At 32.3% G+C, this 18,861-nt stretch carries 13 protein-coding genes and 2 pseudogenes; 11 read left to right on the top strand and 4 right to left on the bottom strand.

Annotated elements, in window-relative coordinates; translation table 11 throughout:
- Nucleotides 1-5: 5 nt before the first annotated feature.
- Nucleotides 6-923, bottom strand: a complete 918-nt coding sequence (gene pfkB / locus MPTP_RS02885; RefSeq protein ID WP_013773562.1) for a 1-phosphofructokinase — start codon at nucleotides 921-923, stop codon at nucleotides 6-8.
- A pseudogene (locus tag MPTP_RS02890) lies at nucleotides 923-1,645 on the bottom strand (DeoR/GlpR family DNA-binding transcription regulator). Before MPTP_RS02890 ends, pfkB begins: the two are co-directional and overlap by 1 nt.
- 214 nt (nucleotides 1,646-1,859) lie before the next feature.
- On the opposite strand from MPTP_RS02890, the gene MPTP_RS02895 reads away from it, so the two are divergent.
- From MPTP_RS02895 to MPTP_RS02945, 11 genes are all read left to right on the top strand, one after another.
- Complete coding sequence (locus tag MPTP_RS02895; protein WP_013773565.1) at nucleotides 1,860-3,356, top strand: alpha-amylase; 1,497 nt, start codon at nucleotides 1,860-1,862, stop codon at nucleotides 3,354-3,356.
- A 677-nt stretch (nucleotides 3,357-4,033) separates the two neighbouring features.
- Nucleotides 4,034-6,277, top strand: a complete 2,244-nt coding sequence (gene pcrA, locus MPTP_RS02900) for a DNA helicase PcrA (protein ID WP_013773566.1) — start codon at nucleotides 4,034-4,036, stop codon at nucleotides 6,275-6,277.
- Between the two features lie 10 nt (nucleotides 6,278-6,287).
- Nucleotides 6,288-8,324, top strand: a complete 2,037-nt coding sequence (gene ligA / locus MPTP_RS02905) for an NAD-dependent DNA ligase LigA (RefSeq protein ID WP_013773567.1) — start codon at nucleotides 6,288-6,290, stop codon at nucleotides 8,322-8,324.
- Between the two features lie 149 nt (nucleotides 8,325-8,473).
- Complete coding sequence (gene gatC / locus MPTP_RS02910; protein ID WP_013773568.1) at nucleotides 8,474-8,779, top strand: Asp-tRNA(Asn)/Glu-tRNA(Gln) amidotransferase subunit GatC; 306 nt, start codon at nucleotides 8,474-8,476, stop codon at nucleotides 8,777-8,779.
- Nucleotides 8,779-10,248 carry an Asp-tRNA(Asn)/Glu-tRNA(Gln) amidotransferase subunit GatA gene (gene gatA / locus MPTP_RS02915; RefSeq protein WP_013773569.1) on the top strand — a complete coding sequence of 490 codons (1,470 nt, stop codon included), beginning with the start codon at nucleotides 8,779-8,781 and terminating at the stop codon, nucleotides 10,246-10,248. The genes gatC and gatA overlap by 1 nt, the downstream gene beginning before the upstream one ends.
- Nucleotides 10,248-11,675, top strand: coding sequence for an Asp-tRNA(Asn)/Glu-tRNA(Gln) amidotransferase subunit GatB (gatB, locus tag MPTP_RS02920; RefSeq protein ID WP_013773570.1), 1,428 nt, complete (start codon nucleotides 10,248-10,250; stop codon nucleotides 11,673-11,675). Before gatA ends, gatB begins: the two co-directional genes overlap by 1 nt.
- A gap of 17 nt (nucleotides 11,676-11,692) precedes the next feature.
- Nucleotides 11,693-12,715 carry a diacylglycerol kinase gene (locus MPTP_RS02925; RefSeq protein ID WP_013773571.1) on the top strand — a complete coding sequence of 341 codons (1,023 nt, stop codon included), beginning with the start codon at nucleotides 11,693-11,695 and terminating at the stop codon, nucleotides 12,713-12,715.
- Nucleotides 12,716-12,937: 222 nt separating this feature from the next.
- On the top strand, nucleotides 12,938-14,320 hold the full coding sequence (gene rlmD / locus MPTP_RS02930) for a 23S rRNA (uracil(1939)-C(5))-methyltransferase RlmD (RefSeq protein WP_013773572.1): 1,383 nt from the start codon (nucleotides 12,938-12,940) through the stop codon (nucleotides 14,318-14,320).
- 247 nt (nucleotides 14,321-14,567) lie between these two features.
- Nucleotides 14,568-14,999, top strand: a complete 432-nt coding sequence (locus MPTP_RS02935) for a hypothetical protein (protein WP_013773573.1) — start codon at nucleotides 14,568-14,570, stop codon at nucleotides 14,997-14,999.
- 207 nt (nucleotides 15,000-15,206) lie between these two features.
- Nucleotides 15,207-15,602, top strand: coding sequence for a DUF1149 family protein (locus MPTP_RS02940; protein WP_013773574.1), 396 nt, complete (start codon nucleotides 15,207-15,209; stop codon nucleotides 15,600-15,602).
- A 265-nt stretch (nucleotides 15,603-15,867) separates the two neighbouring features.
- Nucleotides 15,868-16,494, top strand: coding sequence for a putative ABC transporter permease (locus MPTP_RS02945; protein ID WP_013773575.1), 627 nt, complete (start codon nucleotides 15,868-15,870; stop codon nucleotides 16,492-16,494).
- 71 nt (nucleotides 16,495-16,565) lie between these two features.
- Here MPTP_RS02945 and MPTP_RS02950 read toward each other — a convergent pair whose 3' ends face one another.
- Complete coding sequence (locus MPTP_RS02950; protein WP_013773576.1) at nucleotides 16,566-17,303, bottom strand: amino acid ABC transporter ATP-binding protein; 738 nt, start codon at nucleotides 17,301-17,303, stop codon at nucleotides 16,566-16,568.
- A pseudogene (locus tag MPTP_RS02955) lies at nucleotides 17,304-18,831 on the bottom strand (amino acid ABC transporter substrate-binding protein/permease). It abuts the gene before it with no gap.
- Nucleotides 18,832-18,861 lie beyond the last annotated feature (30 nt).

An 18,861-nucleotide genomic window follows, 5' to 3' on the forward strand; every position in this document is an offset into this window, starting at 1 on the left:
ATAGATTAAGCGATTAATTTTGTAATCACAACTTCGTCTAACAATTCATTAATAAATTCAGCAGTTGCTAAATCATCAGAGAAAGCCGTTGCGCTACCACAAGCAACTCCCCATTTGAAAGCTTCGACTGGATCTTTTGATTGTGCAAATTTACCGACAAATCCAGCAATCATTGAATCACCAGCACCAACCGAATTTTTTAGTGGACGTTTCAATACATTTGATTGGTAAATACCTTCTTTTGTAAATAGTAATGCACCATCACCAGCCATCGAAACAAGTGCATATTGAGCACCATCAGACAACAAACGATTTCCATAGATAAAAATATCTTCTAATGAATGAAAGGTTGTCTGGTAAAGATCGGCTAATTCATGGTTATTTGGTTTAACCAATAGTGGCTTTTCTTTCAAAGCATTTAATAAATTTTTGCCAGTAGTATCAATCACAAATTCTGCTTCTTTATCTTTTATGTATTGGATTAATTCTTCATAAAAATGAGTATGTATAGAAGATGGGATACTTCCAGCAAGAACGACTATATCTCCCTTGGTCACATCACTTAGTGACTCTTTTAAACGAGTCAGCTCATCTGCTCTTATGTTTGGGCCTTGTCCATTGATTTCTGTTTCTGTTTCTGCTTTTAATTTGACATTAATCCGAGTATCTTCAGAAACAGTTGTAAAGTTTGTAAGAATATGTTCTTTATCTAACCACTTTTTGATGAAATTTCCTGTAAAACCACCTAAAAAACCTAAAGCTGTTGATTTAATCGCCATCCTTTGTAAAATTCTTGAGACGTTAATCCCCTTACCACCTGGTAGTTTAAAGTCATCAGTCATTCTGTTAACTTCTCCCAAATTTAATTGGTCAACATGTATGACATAATCGATAGAGGGATTGAGTGTTACCGTATAAATCATTATGTAGCCTCCTTTATAGTTGTGATTTGTTGAAATTGTTCAAGCAGCTCACTGGAACAATGATCTGTTAATAAAGTGACTTTTTCTATGCTATGTACTTTGATAAAACTCACTTGATTTAGTTTTGTATGGTCTGCTAACACGTATGTTTGTTCTCCTTGTGAAATAGCTAATGATTTTAATGCTGCTTCTTCTGAATCAGGTGTTGTTAATCCAAATTCAGGGTGTACAGCATTCATGCCAATAAAGACTTTATTAAATCGATAACGTTGGAGCTGTTCCATACTTGTTGCACCTACAATAGCTTTTGTAGATAATTTTAGCGAACCACCTAAGATAATCGTATGAATACCTAGATCAACCAATTTTGCCGCATGATGGACAGCATTAGTGACTACAGTGATTTTTTTATCCTTTAATAAAGGAATCAACTTTAAAGTTGTTGAACCTGCATCTAGGTAAATAATTTCATTATCATGAATATTCTGTGCCGCCAATGTTGCTATTGCTTTTTTCTCTTAATTGTTTTGATCTGCCTTTTCAGTCATATTTTGTTCAAAACTTAGATTTAACAATAGTCTAGCTCCACCATGAATGCGTTCTAATAAATTTGCATCTGCAAGCTCTTTCAAATCTCTACGGATAGTTGATTCAGACGTGTTTAAAAGCGCTGTTAATTCTTGAGTTTTTACAATCATTTGTTGACTTAAAAGTTGAAGTATTTTTTGATGTCTTTCTTAAGTAAGCATTTTCACACCTCACAACACCGGTATAATAACACAAAAGTATAAAAAATGCAATCATAATCGATCAAAAACATTTAAAATCAATCAAAAGTGAGCAAAATCAATAAACAAAACAATCTTAATGTTTGCAAATTTTATTGCTCTTTGGCTTAATAAAGATAGACAAAGAAAGTGAGGATATTAAAAATAAATGGAGAAAAAACAGCGAACCTTATTACAAGGATTTGAATGGTATTTACCTGAAGATCAGTATCATTGGCAAAAAATAGCCGAGTTGGCTCCTTTATTAAAGCAGATAGGATTTACTAGTATCTGGCTGCCTCCAGCATATAAAGGCTTAAAGGGTGAAAAAGAAGTCGGTTATGCTCCTTATGATTTATATGATTTAGGCGAATTTCAACAGCAAGGTACAATTGCTACCAAGTATGGGACAAAAGATGAGTATTTAGCATGTATTCATGCTCTTAAGGAAAATGATTTAGAAGTTTTGGCAGATATTGTTTTTGATCATTTTATGGGAGCAGATGAAAAAGAAGAAGTCTTGGCAGAACGTTGCAAAGCAACAGATCGTGAAGCGATAATTTCTAAACAAAGAATGATAGAAGCCAGAACAAAATTTACTTTTTCAGGCAGAAAAGGAAAATATGATAACTATCAATGGTCTTGGAAAAATTTCTCTGGTGTTGATTATGATGATAAACAAAAAGAAGAAGGAATTTTTAAATTTGTAGGAAAAAAATGGAATTCGCCGGTTGATAATGAAAATGCTAATTTTGATTATTTAATGGGATGTAATTTGGATATGACTTATCCTGAAACAATTCAGCAATTGGACAATTGGGGAAAGTGGTATCAATCCATAACAGATATAGATGGTTATCGTTTTGATGCAGTGAAACATATTAAATTTGATTTTTTCAATCAATGGTTATTGCATCGTAGAAAAGAAAAAGAGCAAGAATTATTTATAATAGGCGAATATTGGAATAACGATTTACAGAAGCTGGAAAATTATATTGATCAATCCGGTGCATTACTTCCTTTGTTTGATATTCCTCTTCATTATAACTTTTATGAAGCTGCAAAAAAAGGCAATCAATATGATTTACGAAAATTATTGGTGAATACATTGGTAGATTCTCGTCCAGAATGGGCGATAACTTTTGTCGAAAATCATGATACACAGGAAGGACAAAGCTTGGAATCTTGGGTACTTCCTTGGTTTAAACCAATGGCTTATGCAATTATTTTATTACTTATGAAAGGTACACCAGTGGTTTTTTGGGGTGATTTATTTGGTATACCAGCAAAAAAGGTTGAAAAAATGGGCCAAACATTGATCATTTTACTGAAAATTCGCCAGCAAATTCGTTCCAATTATGAACTAACCTATTTTGACGATCCAACAATTGTTGGGTGGACACATGTCGATTCGTTAAATGAGAGGGACTTTAATTATGCGGTAATTATGTCAAACGATCAAAATGGTAGTAAGCAAATGTGTATAGGAACACGAGCAGCACATAAAAATTATATTGATATTCTAGGAAATCATCATCAGATAGTTAGATTAAATGAAGTAGGAATTGGAAACTTTTATGTAAAGGAGAGATCGTTAGCTGTTTATGTAGAGGAAACAGTTGCTAAAAAATTATTAGCTGAAGTAGAACAATTAGATATTAAGTAAATAAAACGTATCCAAATAGCGACCTATTCATCAATAAAATGAAAACCATTTATTATATTTTAATAGGTAAACAAAAATAAGCAGCAAATTTTACCTATAAAACTAGGTGTTAATTTGCTTGTTCTATTCTTGATATTCTTGTTTAAATAAATGATTAAAAAATAGATAAAAATTTATTGACTTATTGCATTCAATAGTAATAAGAGTTATCATTATTATTGTATGATTTTGTTTAACTAAAGCGAATGAAAGAAGTTATATCTTCTTTAGATTAATTTATAAATCAACTGTTTTGAATGGAATAAATTCAGTATTTTATATATTTTTGAATACTGTTATTTATGAAATTCTCATTATTTATAACATAGATGTATGATAGACAAATAGAAATAATGACTGTTTATACGTTTGGGTATGGGATTTTAGTTGATTCCATGCCCTTTTTGATGAAACATGATTTTGAGCTACCTAGATATATTAAAGATAGCTATTTTTCATTTCTGCATTTCTAGATAGAAAGCTAGATAAGAAAATTTAGCAATTTATAAAAGAATAAGTTACTTTTTAGTAAAAATTTAGTGATTTTTATTAAAAAATTAGATGTTTTTCTATTTTTTGAAGAATATTTTTCATTTTTTGTTATAATACATAAGATTGAATAAGAAGGGATGTTACGTATGATAACGAGAGACGTTTTAATCCAACAGATGAATCAAAAACAAAAAGAAGCTGTTCTACATACTGAAGGCCCCTTATTAGTCATGGCTGGTGCTGGAAGTGGGAAAACAAAAGTGCTTACTCACCGTATTGTTTATCTAATTAAGGAAAAAGAGGTCAACCCTTGGAATATTTTAGCGATTACATTCACCAATAAAGCAGCCAATGAGATGAAAGATCGGATAAGCAAACTTTTGGAAACAAATGAAAATGATGTTTGTGTTTCTACATTTCATTCTATGTGTGTACGTATTTTAAGAAGAGATGTCGATCAAATTGGATATAATAGAAATTTTACAATTATTGATCCATCGGAACAGCGCACATTAATGAAACGTATTATAAATGAGCTGAATATTGATCCAAAAAAGTATGATCCTCGTGCAATTTTGGGAACAATCAGTAATGCTAAAAATGAATTACAAACACCTGAAAAGGTAGAAGAGCTACAAGGCACACCTTATGAGAAGATAGTTGCTCGCTGTTATAAAGCTTACCAAAAAGAATTACGTATGAATCAATGTATGGATTTTGATGATCTTATCATGAATACCATTCGCCTATTCAAAGAAAATTCAGAGACACTAGCTTATTATCAAAATAAATTTCACTATATTCATGTAGATGAATATCAGGATACCAATCATGCGCAATACATGCTCGTTCATATGTTATCAGAACGCTTTAGAAATTTATGCGTTGTTGGTGATGTAGATCAAAGTATTTACGGTTGGCGTGGCGCAGATATGCAAAATATCTTGGATTTTGAAAAGGATTATCCAGATACGAAAGTTGTGTTACTAGAACAGAATTACCGTTCGACTAAAAAAATCTTAGCGGCTGCAAATATGGTTATTCAAAATAACCATAATCGTAAAGAAAAAAAATTGTGGACAGAAAATGATGATGGTGAGAAAATCGTCTGTTATCATGGCTCAAATGAGAGAGACGAAGCTCAGTTTGTTGTTGGTAAAATACAAAAAGAAATTCAAGAAAATCAACGTATTTTGGGTGACTTTGCTATTTTATATCGGACCAATGCTCAGTCACGTATCATAGAAGAAATGTTGTTAAAATCAAATATTCCATATAAAATGATTGGCGGCTATAAATTCTATGAAAGAAAAGAAATTCGAGATATTTTAGGTTATCTAAATATCATTTCTAATCCGTCAGATTCTTTGAGTTTTGAGCGTATTGTTAATGAACCAAAACGTGGAATTGGTAAAAGTTCAATTGATAAGTTAAGGGGATTCAGCTCATTGCATCAATGGTCTTTATTAGAAGCTGCAAAAAATATTGATTTAGCAAATATGACCGGAAAAGCACGTAATGAACTTCAACAATTTGCTGTGATGATTGAAGATTTGCAAAAAATGATTCCTTATTTATCTATTACAGATTTAGTCAAAGAGATTTTAGATCGTAGTGGTTATCAGGAAATGTTAATCAATCAAAATACCTTGGAATCACAAACACGCCTAGAAAACTTAGAAGAATTCTTAACAGTAACACAAGAATTCGATCGACGTTATGCTGAACAAGAAGAGGTAGAAGAAAGACCAGAAGAAAAATTGGCTATTTTCTTAAATGATTTAGCTTTGGTTTCAGACATCGATACATTGTCAGAGGAAACATCTCAGGTTACACTGATGACTTTACATTCAGCTAAGGGCTTAGAATTCCCAGTAATCTTTTTAATTGGGATGGAAGAAGGTGTTTTTCCATTATCACGAGCACTGCTTGAGGAGAAAGAATTAGAAGAAGAACGTCGTTTAGCTTATGTTGGTGTTACACGGGCTGAGAAGACCCTTTATCTAACACATGCTTTTTCTAGAACATTATATGGTAGAACACAATATAATCGTCCAAGTCGCTTTTTAGAAGAAATTGGTGCAGAATTAATTGAAGAGCAGGGAGCAAGTTTTAATGAAAAAACAACGCAAACTATCTCTCATTCGCAACCAAATAAATATAAATCTGCCTACCAACAACCTACAATCAAAGCAGTAACCAATAAAAAAGCTTCTGGTGGAGAAAAATTGATTTGGCAGGAAGGAAGTAAGGTTAAGCATAAGACATGGGGAGTTGGCACTGTTATACGGGTAAATGGTTCAGCTGGAGATTTAGAATTAGATGTTGCTTTTCCAGAACAGGGAATTAAACGATTACTTGCGGCCTTTGCACCAATTGAAAAAATCTAGGAGGAGAACTATGGAAGATAAGCATCCATTAACATTAACTGAAGCGACCGATCGAGCAGACGAATTAAAAGAACAACTTAATCAGTATTCTTATGAATATTATGTTCAGGACAAACCAAGTGTTGAAGATTATGTTTATGATCGTTTGTATAAGGAATTAAGCGAGATTGAAACAGCCTATCCAGACTTGATTACTTCTGACTCACCGACGCAGCGTGTTGGTGGAAAAATCTTACCAGGGTTCGAAAAGGTCCATCATGATAGCACCATGTATAGTTTGAATGATGGTTTTAGCAAAGAAGATATTTATAATTTTGATGAACGAATTCATCGTCTAACTGATCAACCCTTTACCTACTGTTGTGAGTTGAAAATTGATGGACTTGCTATTTCGTTACGTTATAAAAATGGCGAGCTTGTTCTTGGAGCTACTCGTGGAGATGGAACCATTGGTGAGAATATTACAGAAAATTTGAAAACAGTTCGATCAATTCCCTTAAGATTAAACAAGTCTATATCAATTGAAGTCCGAGGAGAATGTTATATGCCAAAGACATCTTTCGTTCGTTTGAATCAGGAACGTGAGGAAGAAGGATGTGATATTTTTGCTAATCCAAGAAATGCAGCGGCAGGTAGTCTAAGACAATTAGATTCACGAATCACTGCTAAGCGTAATTTAAATACATTTTTATATACGGTAGCTGATTTTGGCTCAATGACAGCTAAAAATCAATTTGATGCATTGAATGAACTAACTACAATTGGAATACGTACAAATCCTGAAAAACGGTTATGTCAAACCATTGATGAAGTTTGGTCTTTTATCGAAGAATATCATGAGAAACGTAATGAACTTCCTTATGAAATTGATGGCATTGTTATTAAAGTAAATGAATTCTCTGAACAAAATAAACTAGGTTTTACGGTAAAAGCACCACGTTGGGCAATTGCGTATAAATTTCCGCCAGAAGAAGCTAGAACAACAGTGAATGAAATTGAATGGACTGTTGGAAGAACAGGCGTTGTGACGCCAACAGCAATTATGGATCCAGTTAGAATTGCTGGCACAACCGTTAGTCGTGCCAGTTTACACAATTTTGATTTTATTCAAATGAAAGATATTCGTTTGAAAGATGAAGTAATCATTTATAAAGCAGGCGATATTATTCCAGAAGTTGCAAAAGCATTGGTTGAAACAAGAACTAATGAGAGTGTTCCATATCAAGCACCCAGTCATTGCCCAGTTTGTCAAAGTGAATTGGTTCATTTGGATGAAGAAGTAGCATTACGTTGCATCAATCCAAAGTGTCCCGCTCAAATTAAAGAGGGACTTAATCATTTTGTTTCCAGAAATGCTATGAATATTGCAGGTTTAGGACCAAGAATTTTAGCACAACTATATGAAAAAAAATTGGTAAAAGATGTCGCCGATCTTTACTTTGTTACTGAAGAACAATTGATGACTTTAGAAAAAATCAAAGAAAAATCTGCAAATAATATCTACCAAGCAATTGCAGCAAGTAAAAATAACTCAGTCGAGCACTTAATTTTTGGATTAGGAATTCGTCATGTAGGTGCAAAGGCGGCAAAAATTCTAGCAGAACACTTTGGTGATTTAAAGACACTTTCACAGGCAAATCAAGAAAGTATTATGGTGCTAGATTCAATCGGAGAAATCATTGCTGAAAGTGTAGTTGCCTATTTTGAAAAAATAGAAGTCCAGGAACTGTTGGTCGAATTAGAAAAAGCTGGTATAAACTTTAAATATACTGGGACTCGACCTGAGCAATTAAATGGTGATTCTTTCTTTAAAAATAAAACGGTAGTTTTAACTGGAAAATTAACAAACTATACTAGAGAAGAAGCGAAAGAGCAAATTGAAAGTCTTGGTGGGAATGTCACCAATAGCGTCTCTAAAAAAACAGATATTGTCATTGCTGGAGAAGCTTCTGGTAGTAAATTAGCCGCAGCGAAAGAGCTAGAGGTAACAGTTTGGGATGAAAATCAGTTGACAGAAGCACTAGAGAATCATCATCCAACTGTATGAAAAATTAAAAAAGAAAGTGATCAATGTTTTTATGAATAATTTTCTTTTTTGTATCATAATAATTCTCACCTTTTTATGATAAAATAAATTGAAAATTATTTTTGATTGTCGAATTGATCGAATAGAATTAAATAGAAAGAAGGATAGACATGGTAAATAGTGAAGAAAAAATAAAGAAAATAGCTGAACTTTCAAAATTATCCTTTTCTCCTGATGAATTAAAAAGTTTTACTAGTCAATTAGAAAAAATAATAAATATGGTTGAAGAATTGGAAGAAGTCGATACAACTGGGGTTCCTTTTACAGCAAATATAATTGAAGGAATTAATGTATTAAGAGAAGATGTATCAGAAAAAGGAACACCTAGAGAAGAATTGTTAAGAAATGCACCTGATGCTGAGAATGGGTATATTAAAGTTCCAACAATGATTGATAATGGGGAGGCTGGTGCATAATGACAAAATTATATGATAAATCTGTGACAGAATTGCATGACTTATTAATTTCAAAAGAAATTACGGCACAGGATTTAACCAAAGAAACACTAGATAGAATTAAAGAAACAGACGATAAAATTGATGCATTTATTACTGTTAGTGAAGAAAAAGCTTTAGAATTAGCAAAATTTGTTGATAAAAAAGGCATAACAGAATCTAATTTTTTAGCAGGAATTCCTGTCGGTGTTAAAGATAATATTATTACTAAAGATATTCTGACAACAGCAGCTTCAAAAATTTTGTATAATTTCAAACCAAACTATGATGCAACCGTAATGGATAAAATGTATCAAGCAGATATGATTCCAATTGGAAAATTAAATATGGATGAATTTGCTATGGGTGGCAGTAGTGAAACTTCTTATTTCAAAAATACTAAAAATGCTTGGGATCAAACAAAAGTTCCAGGGGGATCCTCTGGCGGTTCTGCTGCAGCTGTTGCAGCTGGACAAATTCCTGTATCTTTAGGAAGTGATACTGGAGGAAGTATTCGTCAACCTGCTGCATTCAATGGGGTTGTAGGATTAAAGCCAACTTATGGTCGTATTTCACGTTTTGGATTGATTGCATTTGCTTCTAGCCTTGATCAAATTGGACCAATTACTCGCAATGTTAAAGACAATGCATTAGTTTTAAATACCATCAGTGGCTATGATAAAAGAGATAGCACTTCTGCTGGACGGAGTGTTCCTGATTTTACAGAAGGTCTGACAGGAGATATTAAAGGCATGAAAATTGCTTTACCAAAAGAATACATAGGTGAAGGCGTTGATAGAGAAGTTTGTCATGCCATTGAAAAAGCAGCCGAAACACTTAGAGATCTTGGAGCGACAGTTGAAGAAGTAAGTTTGCCACATTCAAAATCTGGTGTAGCTGTCTATTATATTGTTGCTTCTTCAGAAGCCAGCTCTAATTTGCAACGTTACGATGGCATTCGCTATGGATATCGTTCAGAAAATAGTAAAGATCTAGAAGATTTATATATTCATTCACGTTCAGAAGGCTTTGGTGATGAGGTAAAACGTCGAATTATGTTAGGAACATTTGCTTTAAGTGCTAGTGCATATGATGCATGCTACAAAAAAGCTGGACAGGTTCGAACCTTGATCAAGCAAGATTTCGATAAGGTTTTTGAGGAATATGATTTAATTATTGGACCAACAACACCAACCGTTGCTTTTGGGTTAAAAGAAAACTTCAATCAACCAATTTCTATGTATATGAGTGATATTTTAACAATTCCTGTAAACCTAGCTGGTCTACCAGGAATGTCAATTCCTGCTGGGTTTTCTGAAGGATTACCGATTGGATTGCAAATTATCGGAAAACATTTTGATGAAAAAACAATGTACAAGGCTGCTTATGCATTCGAGCAGGCAACCAATTTTTATAAGGAAAAACCAGCAATCTTGGGAGGGAAAGACTAATGAATTTTGAAACTATTATTGGATTAGAGGTTCACGTAGAATTAAAAACTAATTCAAAAATCTTTTCTCCAGCACCAGTTTGTTTCGGTGCTGAGCCAAATAGTAATACCAATGTAATTGACTGGGGATATCCAGGAGTTTTACCAGTTATGAATAAAAAAGCATTAGAATTTGGCATTAAGGCTTCTCTTGCACTCAATTGCTCAATTTCAAAAGATACACATTTTGATCGCAAAAATTATTTTTATCCAGATAATCCAAAAGCCTATCAAATTACTCAGGATACACAACCAATTGGCAGAAATGGCTGGATTGAAATTGAAGTAGAAGGTCAGAAAAAGAGAATTAGGATTGAACGCGTACATTTAGAAGAGGATGCTGGAAAAAATATTCACGGCAATGATGGTTCATTTGTTGATTATAATCGTCAAGGTACACCACTCATTGAAATTGTTTCTGAAGCAGATATGCGTTCACCAGAAGAAGCATATGCCTATCTAGAAGCACTGCGTTCAATTATTCAGTTTACTGAGGTTTCTGATGTAAAAATGGAAGAAGGATCTATGCGTTGTGATGCAAATCTTTCTTTACGTCCCTATGGTCAGGAAGCTTTTGGAACTAAGGCAGAGCTTAAAAATTTAAACTCTTTGATGCATGTGAAAAAAGGGTTAATATTTGAAGAAAAACGCCAAGCGAAAGTTTTAATGTCAGGTGGAGTCATTCAACAAGAAACACGACGTTTTGATGAAACAACAAATCAAACAATTTTAATGCGAATTAAAGAAGGGGCCAGCGATTATCGCTATTTCCCAGAACCTGATCTTCCACGTTTTGTTATTGATTATGAATGGATTGAAGAAATAAGGAATACTTTACCAGAAATGCCAGCTTCAAGACGTACTCGTTATGTCAAGGAACTTGGATTGCCTGAGTATGATGCAATGGTTTTAACATTGTCAAAAGAAATGTCTGATTTCTTTGAAGCAACATTGGCTGCAGGTGCTGATGCAAAATTAGCTTCTAATTGGTTAATGGGAGATGTATCCGCCTATTTAAATAGTGAAAGACTTGAATTATCAGAAACAAAATTAACACCGATTAATCTTGCTGAGATGATTAAGCTAATTATTGATGGAACAATTAGTTCGAAAATGGCTAAAAAAGTATTTAAAGAATTAATTGAAAAGGGTGGTAATGCCAATGAAATTGTTCAAGCAAAAGGCTTAATTCAATTGTCAAATCCAGCACAATTATTACCAATGATTAATGAAGTGTTAGACAATAATCAACAATCAATTGAAGATTTTAAAAATGGAAAAGATCGTGCTATCGGCTTTTTAGTTGGTCAAATTATGAAAAAAACCAAAGGGCAGGCAAATCCTAATGTTGTTAACAAGTTACTACAAGAAGAGCTGGCAAAACAATAGAAAGTAGCGAGCAGACAATGAAAAAAGCAAGAATCATTTATAATCCCACTTCTGGTAAAGAATTAATCAAAAAAAATTTGGCTGATATTCTCAGTATTTTAGAAGAAACGGGGTATGAAGCTAGTGCCTTTGCGACAACTCCAGAAAAAAATTCTGCTAAGAATGAGGCTTATCGAGCTGCTAATTTAGGATTTGATTTAATTGTTGCAGCCGGTGGTGATGGTACTATTAATGAAGTAGTCAATGGTATTGCTCCATTAAAGAAAAGGCCAAAAATGGCAATCATTCCTGCTGGAACAACAAATGATTATGCACGAGCTTTAAAAATTCCACGTAATAATATCATTGGTGCAGCCAAGGTAATTCAAAAAAAACAAACGGTAAAAATGGATATCGGTAAAGCGAATAAAACTTATTTTATTAATATTGCAGCTGGTGGACAATTGACAGAATTGACTTATGAAGTTCCTTCAGAGCTTAAAAGTATTTTTGGCTACTTAGCTTATTTAGCTAAGGGAGCCGAAATGCTACCAAAAGTCAAACCAATTAAAATACGGATGGAATATGATGAAGGCGTCTATGAAGGAAATGCTTCGATGTTCTTTCTAGGATTAACAAATTCTGTTGGTGGTTTTGAACGGATTGCACCAGATGCAAAATTAAATGATGGAAAATTTTCATTAATTATTGTTAAAACTGCCAATATTTTTGAAATTCTTCATCTTGCAACCCTTATGTTGAATGGCGGCAAGCACATTGAAGATAAACGACTTATTTATACAAAAACAAGTTTTTTACACACAGAAATACTAGCAAAAAATCGACGAATGATGATTAACTTAGACGGTGAATATGGTGGTGATACACCAATGGACTTTATTAATTTGCCTCGTCATATTGAAATGTTTGCGAATACAGATGCCATTCCGCCAAACGCTATTATGGGCACTGTCTTAAATCATTATGAAGAAAACGCCGAACGTGAAGCCAATCATAATGAAAAATTAGAAAAGAAAGAACTAATTGAAAAAGTGGAATAAATTATCTGAATTATTAAAAATATTTTTAGTAAAAGTATAAAAAACTAGGGATTCATGTAAATTTTGGTGAATGTTTAATTATTATAATTGTATTTAACATTTTTTGCCTACAAACATGGCTCCTTTTCTTTTTTATTTTATTACTTATTAATTAGTGAATTAATTATTGATAAAAATTTCGGATTGCATTCCGTTTGATTAAATTACCTAGAAGGAGAAGAAATGAAGGAATATCCAATAAATAAAAATGATAAGATTACTGTTGAAATTATCGATTTAACACATGAAGGGTTAGGGATTGCCAAAATTGATCATTATCCTATTTTTATAGAAAATAGTTTACCGGGAGAGATCGTTGATATTTTGATTGTTAAGGTTGGAAATAAGTTTGCTTTTGGAAAAGTTATCGAATGGCAAAAAATAAGTCCTGAACGAAGAGATCTAAAAAACTATGTGTTATTACAAACGGGCATTGCTCCCTTACAACATATGAGTTATGGAGAACAATTGTTATTTAAACAAAAACAAGTAAAAAATGTAATGAAAAAAATTGCGAAATTACCCGATACTCCGGTTCTTCCAACGATTGGAATGGCTGTTCCCAAGGGATATAGGAATAAAGCACAAATCCCTGCAAGAAAAGTAGATAATCAATTGGAAACCGGATTTTTCCGAAAAAATAGTCATGAATTGATTCCTATCCAAGATTTTTATATTCAAGATCCGAAAATTGATCAAGCAATCTTAGTGATTCGAGATATTTTAAGACGTTTTCAGGTAAAACCTTATAATGAACAAGAACATACAGGAAACTTAAGGCAAATTATCATTCGTAGAGGACATTATTCACACGAAATGATGGTTATTCTTGTTACACGAACAAAAAAGTTATTTAATCATGAACAACTAGTAAAAGAGATTATGCAAAAATTGCCTGAAACTATTTCTATTATTCAAAACATTAATCCAGACAAGACAAATGTTATTATGGGAGAAGAATCCATCCTATTATACGGTAATCCCTATATTAATGATCAACTTTTAGGAAAAAATTATCATATTTCTGCAGCTTCTTTTTATCAAGTCAATACAGAACAAACAGAATATTTATATAAAACAGCTATTGAATTTGCTGGGCTTTCACCAACGGATCAGGTAGTTGATGCTTATTGTGGTATTGGAACTATCGCTCTATCTTTAGCGGAACAAGTGAAACATGTATACGGCGTAGAAATTATTGAGGCAGCTATTTTAGATGCTAGAGAAAACGCAGCAATCAACCAAATTGAGAATTGTACATTTAATATCGGAAAAGCGGAAGAAGTAATGATAGATTGGCAAAAAGCCGGGATTTCTCCCAATATTATTTTTGTTGATCCACCACGAAAAGGCCTGACAGAATCTTTTATTGAAACATGTACAGAAATGGATCCGAATAGAATTATCTATATTTCTTGTAATCCTGCAACACTTGCTAGAGATTTAAAATTATTCGCTGAATTGGGTTATGAAACAAGGAAAATTCAACCTGTTGATTTGTTTCCACAAACCTATCATGTTGAAACAGTTGCGTTACTCCAAAAGATTGATCATTTATCAGGCTAGGCAGTAATTATAAAAAATAATAGAAAAAGAATGAGTAAATTATTCATCTAGATGCACCTTGTATTTATTTACATCAAATAGGAGTAGGTTACATAAATAATAATGCAGCTAGATTTAACTTGAATATACCATTAATGAATGATAGGATGAATAGCATAATTTTATTTCAGTAAATTAATAAGTTTAAACGTTTTATTTTACTATTAAAAGATTTGAATTTAAAAGTCTTCATGAGGAGGTCGTTTTTATGAAATCGAACTGGATTCAAAGGATAATGAGAGGGCATTTAAGATTGCAAGAATTAATGCGCGGACGTTATGGTGCTATGGATGCATTAAATCGCTTTTTGTTAGTTGTTGCTTTACTAATTTTAATTATTGCTCGAATCTTCTCTATAGTTTTTATCAGTTGGCTTGCGTTATTCTTACTTATTTTATTGTATTATCGTTTTTTCTCTAAACAAATTTATGTTCGAAGCAATGAAAATAAAAAATTTTCAACTTATCAACATACAATCAAAAAAATTTGGCAGTTAAATAAATTACGACTAACCAATGGAAAACAGATTCGTTACTTTTTATGTCCAAATTGCAAACAAATATTACGAGCACCAAAAAATAAGGGAAAAATTAAAGTTCATTGTTCTGCTTGCCGTCATCAATTTATAAAAAAAGTCTAATTATTTTCTAAATTCTTATAGAAAATAATTGAAAGTATAGATGACTGAATCAAAAATACAACGAACGATTTATAGGATTAAAAAACATCATTTAGTCAATTAATGGTATACTTATACTAGCATAGAATTATCTGGCGAATATAATTACTATTCGTTAATTTTATTGATTTTATAGAAACTAAATTTATAGAAAGTGAGAATGTTAACGTGGAAATTGAACGCCAACAAGAATTAGTAGAAGCTTTTCATTATGCTACAATCACACCAGAGATAAAAAACGAAGATCGAAAAACAGAATTAAATATCGGTATGTCGCCTATTGAACCTACAGAGGATGAATCAGGTGAAAATTCAATTTTAGCTGTTCGTTTAGATTTTCAATTAGTTTTTGATGAATGTATTTTATCAGGTGCAATTAGTCAAATAAATCATATTATCAATCGAAAAATTAAAGCTCAGGAAGATGTCACTTCTTCCGAGGTAGATCAACTAGCAGCACCATTATTTGATATTGTAAAAAGACTCGTTTATGAAGTGACAGAAATTGCTTTAGACAAGCCAGGCATGCAATTAAATTTTCAGTATTCTGATGAATCAAAATAATTAATGAATTGAATAAATGCAATTAAACGAATCATAATCTATGATAGATGAATGGTTAGAATTTCAACTTTACGTTGTATTTTTCTATAATACTTATCTTCCTCTCTTGCTTTTTTGAATAGATTGGTTATTCATAATCTTCTATTTCTGATAGTGATATGCTTTATTTATATCTTTTAGATTGCCATCCCTTTTTATTGGAATTATTCAAAATTAACTGTTATTGTTAGTTATTATAATAAAATGGGAAAGTCAGGGATAAAAGATGAGAGAAATTGCTGATAAATTAATTAAGCTAGATTATTTTCAACTATTTGCTTATTTTTTAGGTTTTGCTTTCTTAGGTTGGATCTTTGAAACATTCGTTGTACTGGTAAGTAAACAGCAATTTACCTATCGTGGGTTCTTTTTTGCTTATCGCAATATTCATTATTATTTTCCTGCTATTTCTGAAAATTCCATTCTCGGAAAATTACGTTTGATATGGGGATTGCCAATGATTAATATTTATGGTATTGGCGGTATTGTAATTTTTTTTGCTTTAAATCATTTCAAACATCAACCAATTAAGCTGTTCTTTTATGGTGCTGTATTCATGACTTTATTTGAGCTTTTTGGTAGTTATTTTTGTACAATGGTTTTAGGAAGAGCTTATTGGAATTATTCAAAGGATTTTATGAATTTTGAAGGTAGAATATGTCTTCAGTCAACTCTTGCCTGGGGGCTTCTATCAGTAATTGTTGTAATAGGAATTGAACCAGAATTTCAAAAACTTTATAGACAGTTGCAGCAAGTTTCTCATTTTCAAGTTTATTTATCCTTATTAGCAATCTATGCAGTGATTTGTATGCTTGTTAAATATTTTATTGATCCAGATATTATTCCAAATTAATTGGACTAATATCTAAAAAGTCATTATCCAAAATAAGGATAATGACTTTTTTGAGTTATAAAATCAAAAATTTATATATCTAATACCTTGTTTAAAAAATCTTTCGTACGAGCATTTTTTGGATGTTCAAAAATCTCTTGAGGTGTACTGTCTTCTACAAAATTCCCACCATCCATGAACATGACTCGATTAGCAACTTCTTTTGCAAAGCCCATTTCATGAGTGACAATCACCATAGTCATTCCCTCATTGGCAAGTTTTTTCATGACGTTTAATACATCTCCAACCATTTCAGGATCAAGTGCCGAAGTTGGTTCATCAAACAGCATAATATTGGGATTCATTGCTAAAGCTCTAGCAATTGCTACTCTTTGTTTTTGACCACCTGATAATGAATCTGGATAGGCATCTTTTTTTGTTGCTAATCCAACGGTTTCTAATAGTTCAAGTGCCTTTTTTTGTGCTTCTTCTTTAGACATGCGATTGATATCAACTGGTGCCAATGTAATATTTTCCATGATTGAAAGATGTGGAAATAAATTAAAATGTTGAAATACCATTCCAATATGTTGTCTTACTTTATTGATATTTGTATTTTTATCTGTTAGATTGGCACCATCAATAATAATATCGCCACTTGTTGGTACTTCTAATTTGTTTAAGCAACGTAAAAAGGTACTTTTTCCTGATCCAGAGGGTCCAATAACACAAACAACTTCTCCTTCTTTAATTGAAACATTGATATCATTTAAAACCAGATTATCATTATATTGTTTTACCAAGTGTTCAACAAGTATTTTTTCAGCCATTTAATTCACCTTCTTATCTAGTAATCTTGCTAATCTCGTTAGTGTGGTAATTAAAATTAAGTACATAATGGCAATAACAAAATAAACCATGGTACTTTGTAAGTTACGTGCAACAATAATTTTTCCTGCTTGAAGTAATTCAACCAAGCCAATAGCTGAAAGGATGGTTGTGTCTTTAAGCGAAATGACAAATTGATTAATAAAAGAAGGAGCCATTACTTTAAAGGCTTGTGGTAAAATAATTTGTTGCATCGTCTTAGTGTAAGACAAACCAAGACTACGAGCGGCTTCTGTTTGGCCAACAGGAATGGCCTTGATTCCTCCTCGAACAATTTCAGAAATATAGGCACTAGAATTAAGCGTTAAAGTAACAACACCAGCAATAAACACTGGAATATTAAATCCTAAAATACCCGGTAAGCCAAAATAAATGAAAAATGCTAATACCATCAAAGGAATGCCACGAATGATGTCTACATAGATAGAGGCAATGATACGCAAAACTTTAATTGTTGAAACACTAAATAGACCTAAAATAACACCGATAATTAAAGAAAAAATAAAGGAAAGTAAAGTCAGTTCAATAGTCACCCATAAACTATTTAATAAACGGCGCCAATTATTTTTGATCATACCAGTGAATGTGGATTCATCAACTGTTGATGCTTTTTTTTCTTTCCTATATATTTATTAATAATTTTTTGTATTCCCCAGTGTGTTTTAATTCTTTTAATCCCTTATTAAATCGTGTTAGGAATTCTTGATTTTGACCCTTTTTAACAGCAAGTCCATAAGAACCTCCATTTTCTCTTGGAATTGGTGTTATTAATGGTTGTCCTTGAGTGATACCATAATCAATAACGGGATAATCATCCATCATTGCTTGAATTTCGTTAATTGATAAGGCACTATATAATGCATCAGTAGTATCGAGGTATTTAATAGTATAGCCGTATTTTTCTTTATTTTTTTCCATGAAATCTGCACTGGCTGTTCCAGTTTTTATACCAACCGTTTTGTTTTTCAAATCTTTGTAAGATTTAATTGTTTTATTATCTTTTTTAACAGCGATCTGAATGCCACTATCGAAATAAGCATTTGAAAAATCAAATGTTTTAGCCCGATCTGGCGTTATTGTCATACCAGCGATGACAGCATCTGCCTGTCCAGATTCAACTGCCTGCACAGCTGAGCTAAATCCAATAAATTTAAATTCTACTTTAAATCCTTCTAGTTCAGCGATTCTTTGTACGAGATCTACATCGATACCTTCATATTTTCCCTCTGAATTTTGAAATTCGAAGGGAGCATAAGCAGAATCACTAGCGATGACATATGTATCTTTTTTTGATTGATTGTCTACTGATTTAGTAGTTTTTGTTGTTTCCATTGCATCTATGGATTGGTTAGAAAGACAAACAGCTAAACTAACGCTGATTAGTGCGATGAGTGCAAGTAGAAGATGCTTTCTTTTCATTTAAATACCTCCTATGTTATCATATTGGACAATTATATAGTAAAAAACCAATAACTGACAAGTCTTTTGATTAAAAAATGC

The organism is Melissococcus plutonius ATCC 35311, assembly GCF_000270185.1.
GTDB lineage: Bacteria > Bacillota > Bacilli > Lactobacillales > Enterococcaceae > Melissococcus > Melissococcus plutonius.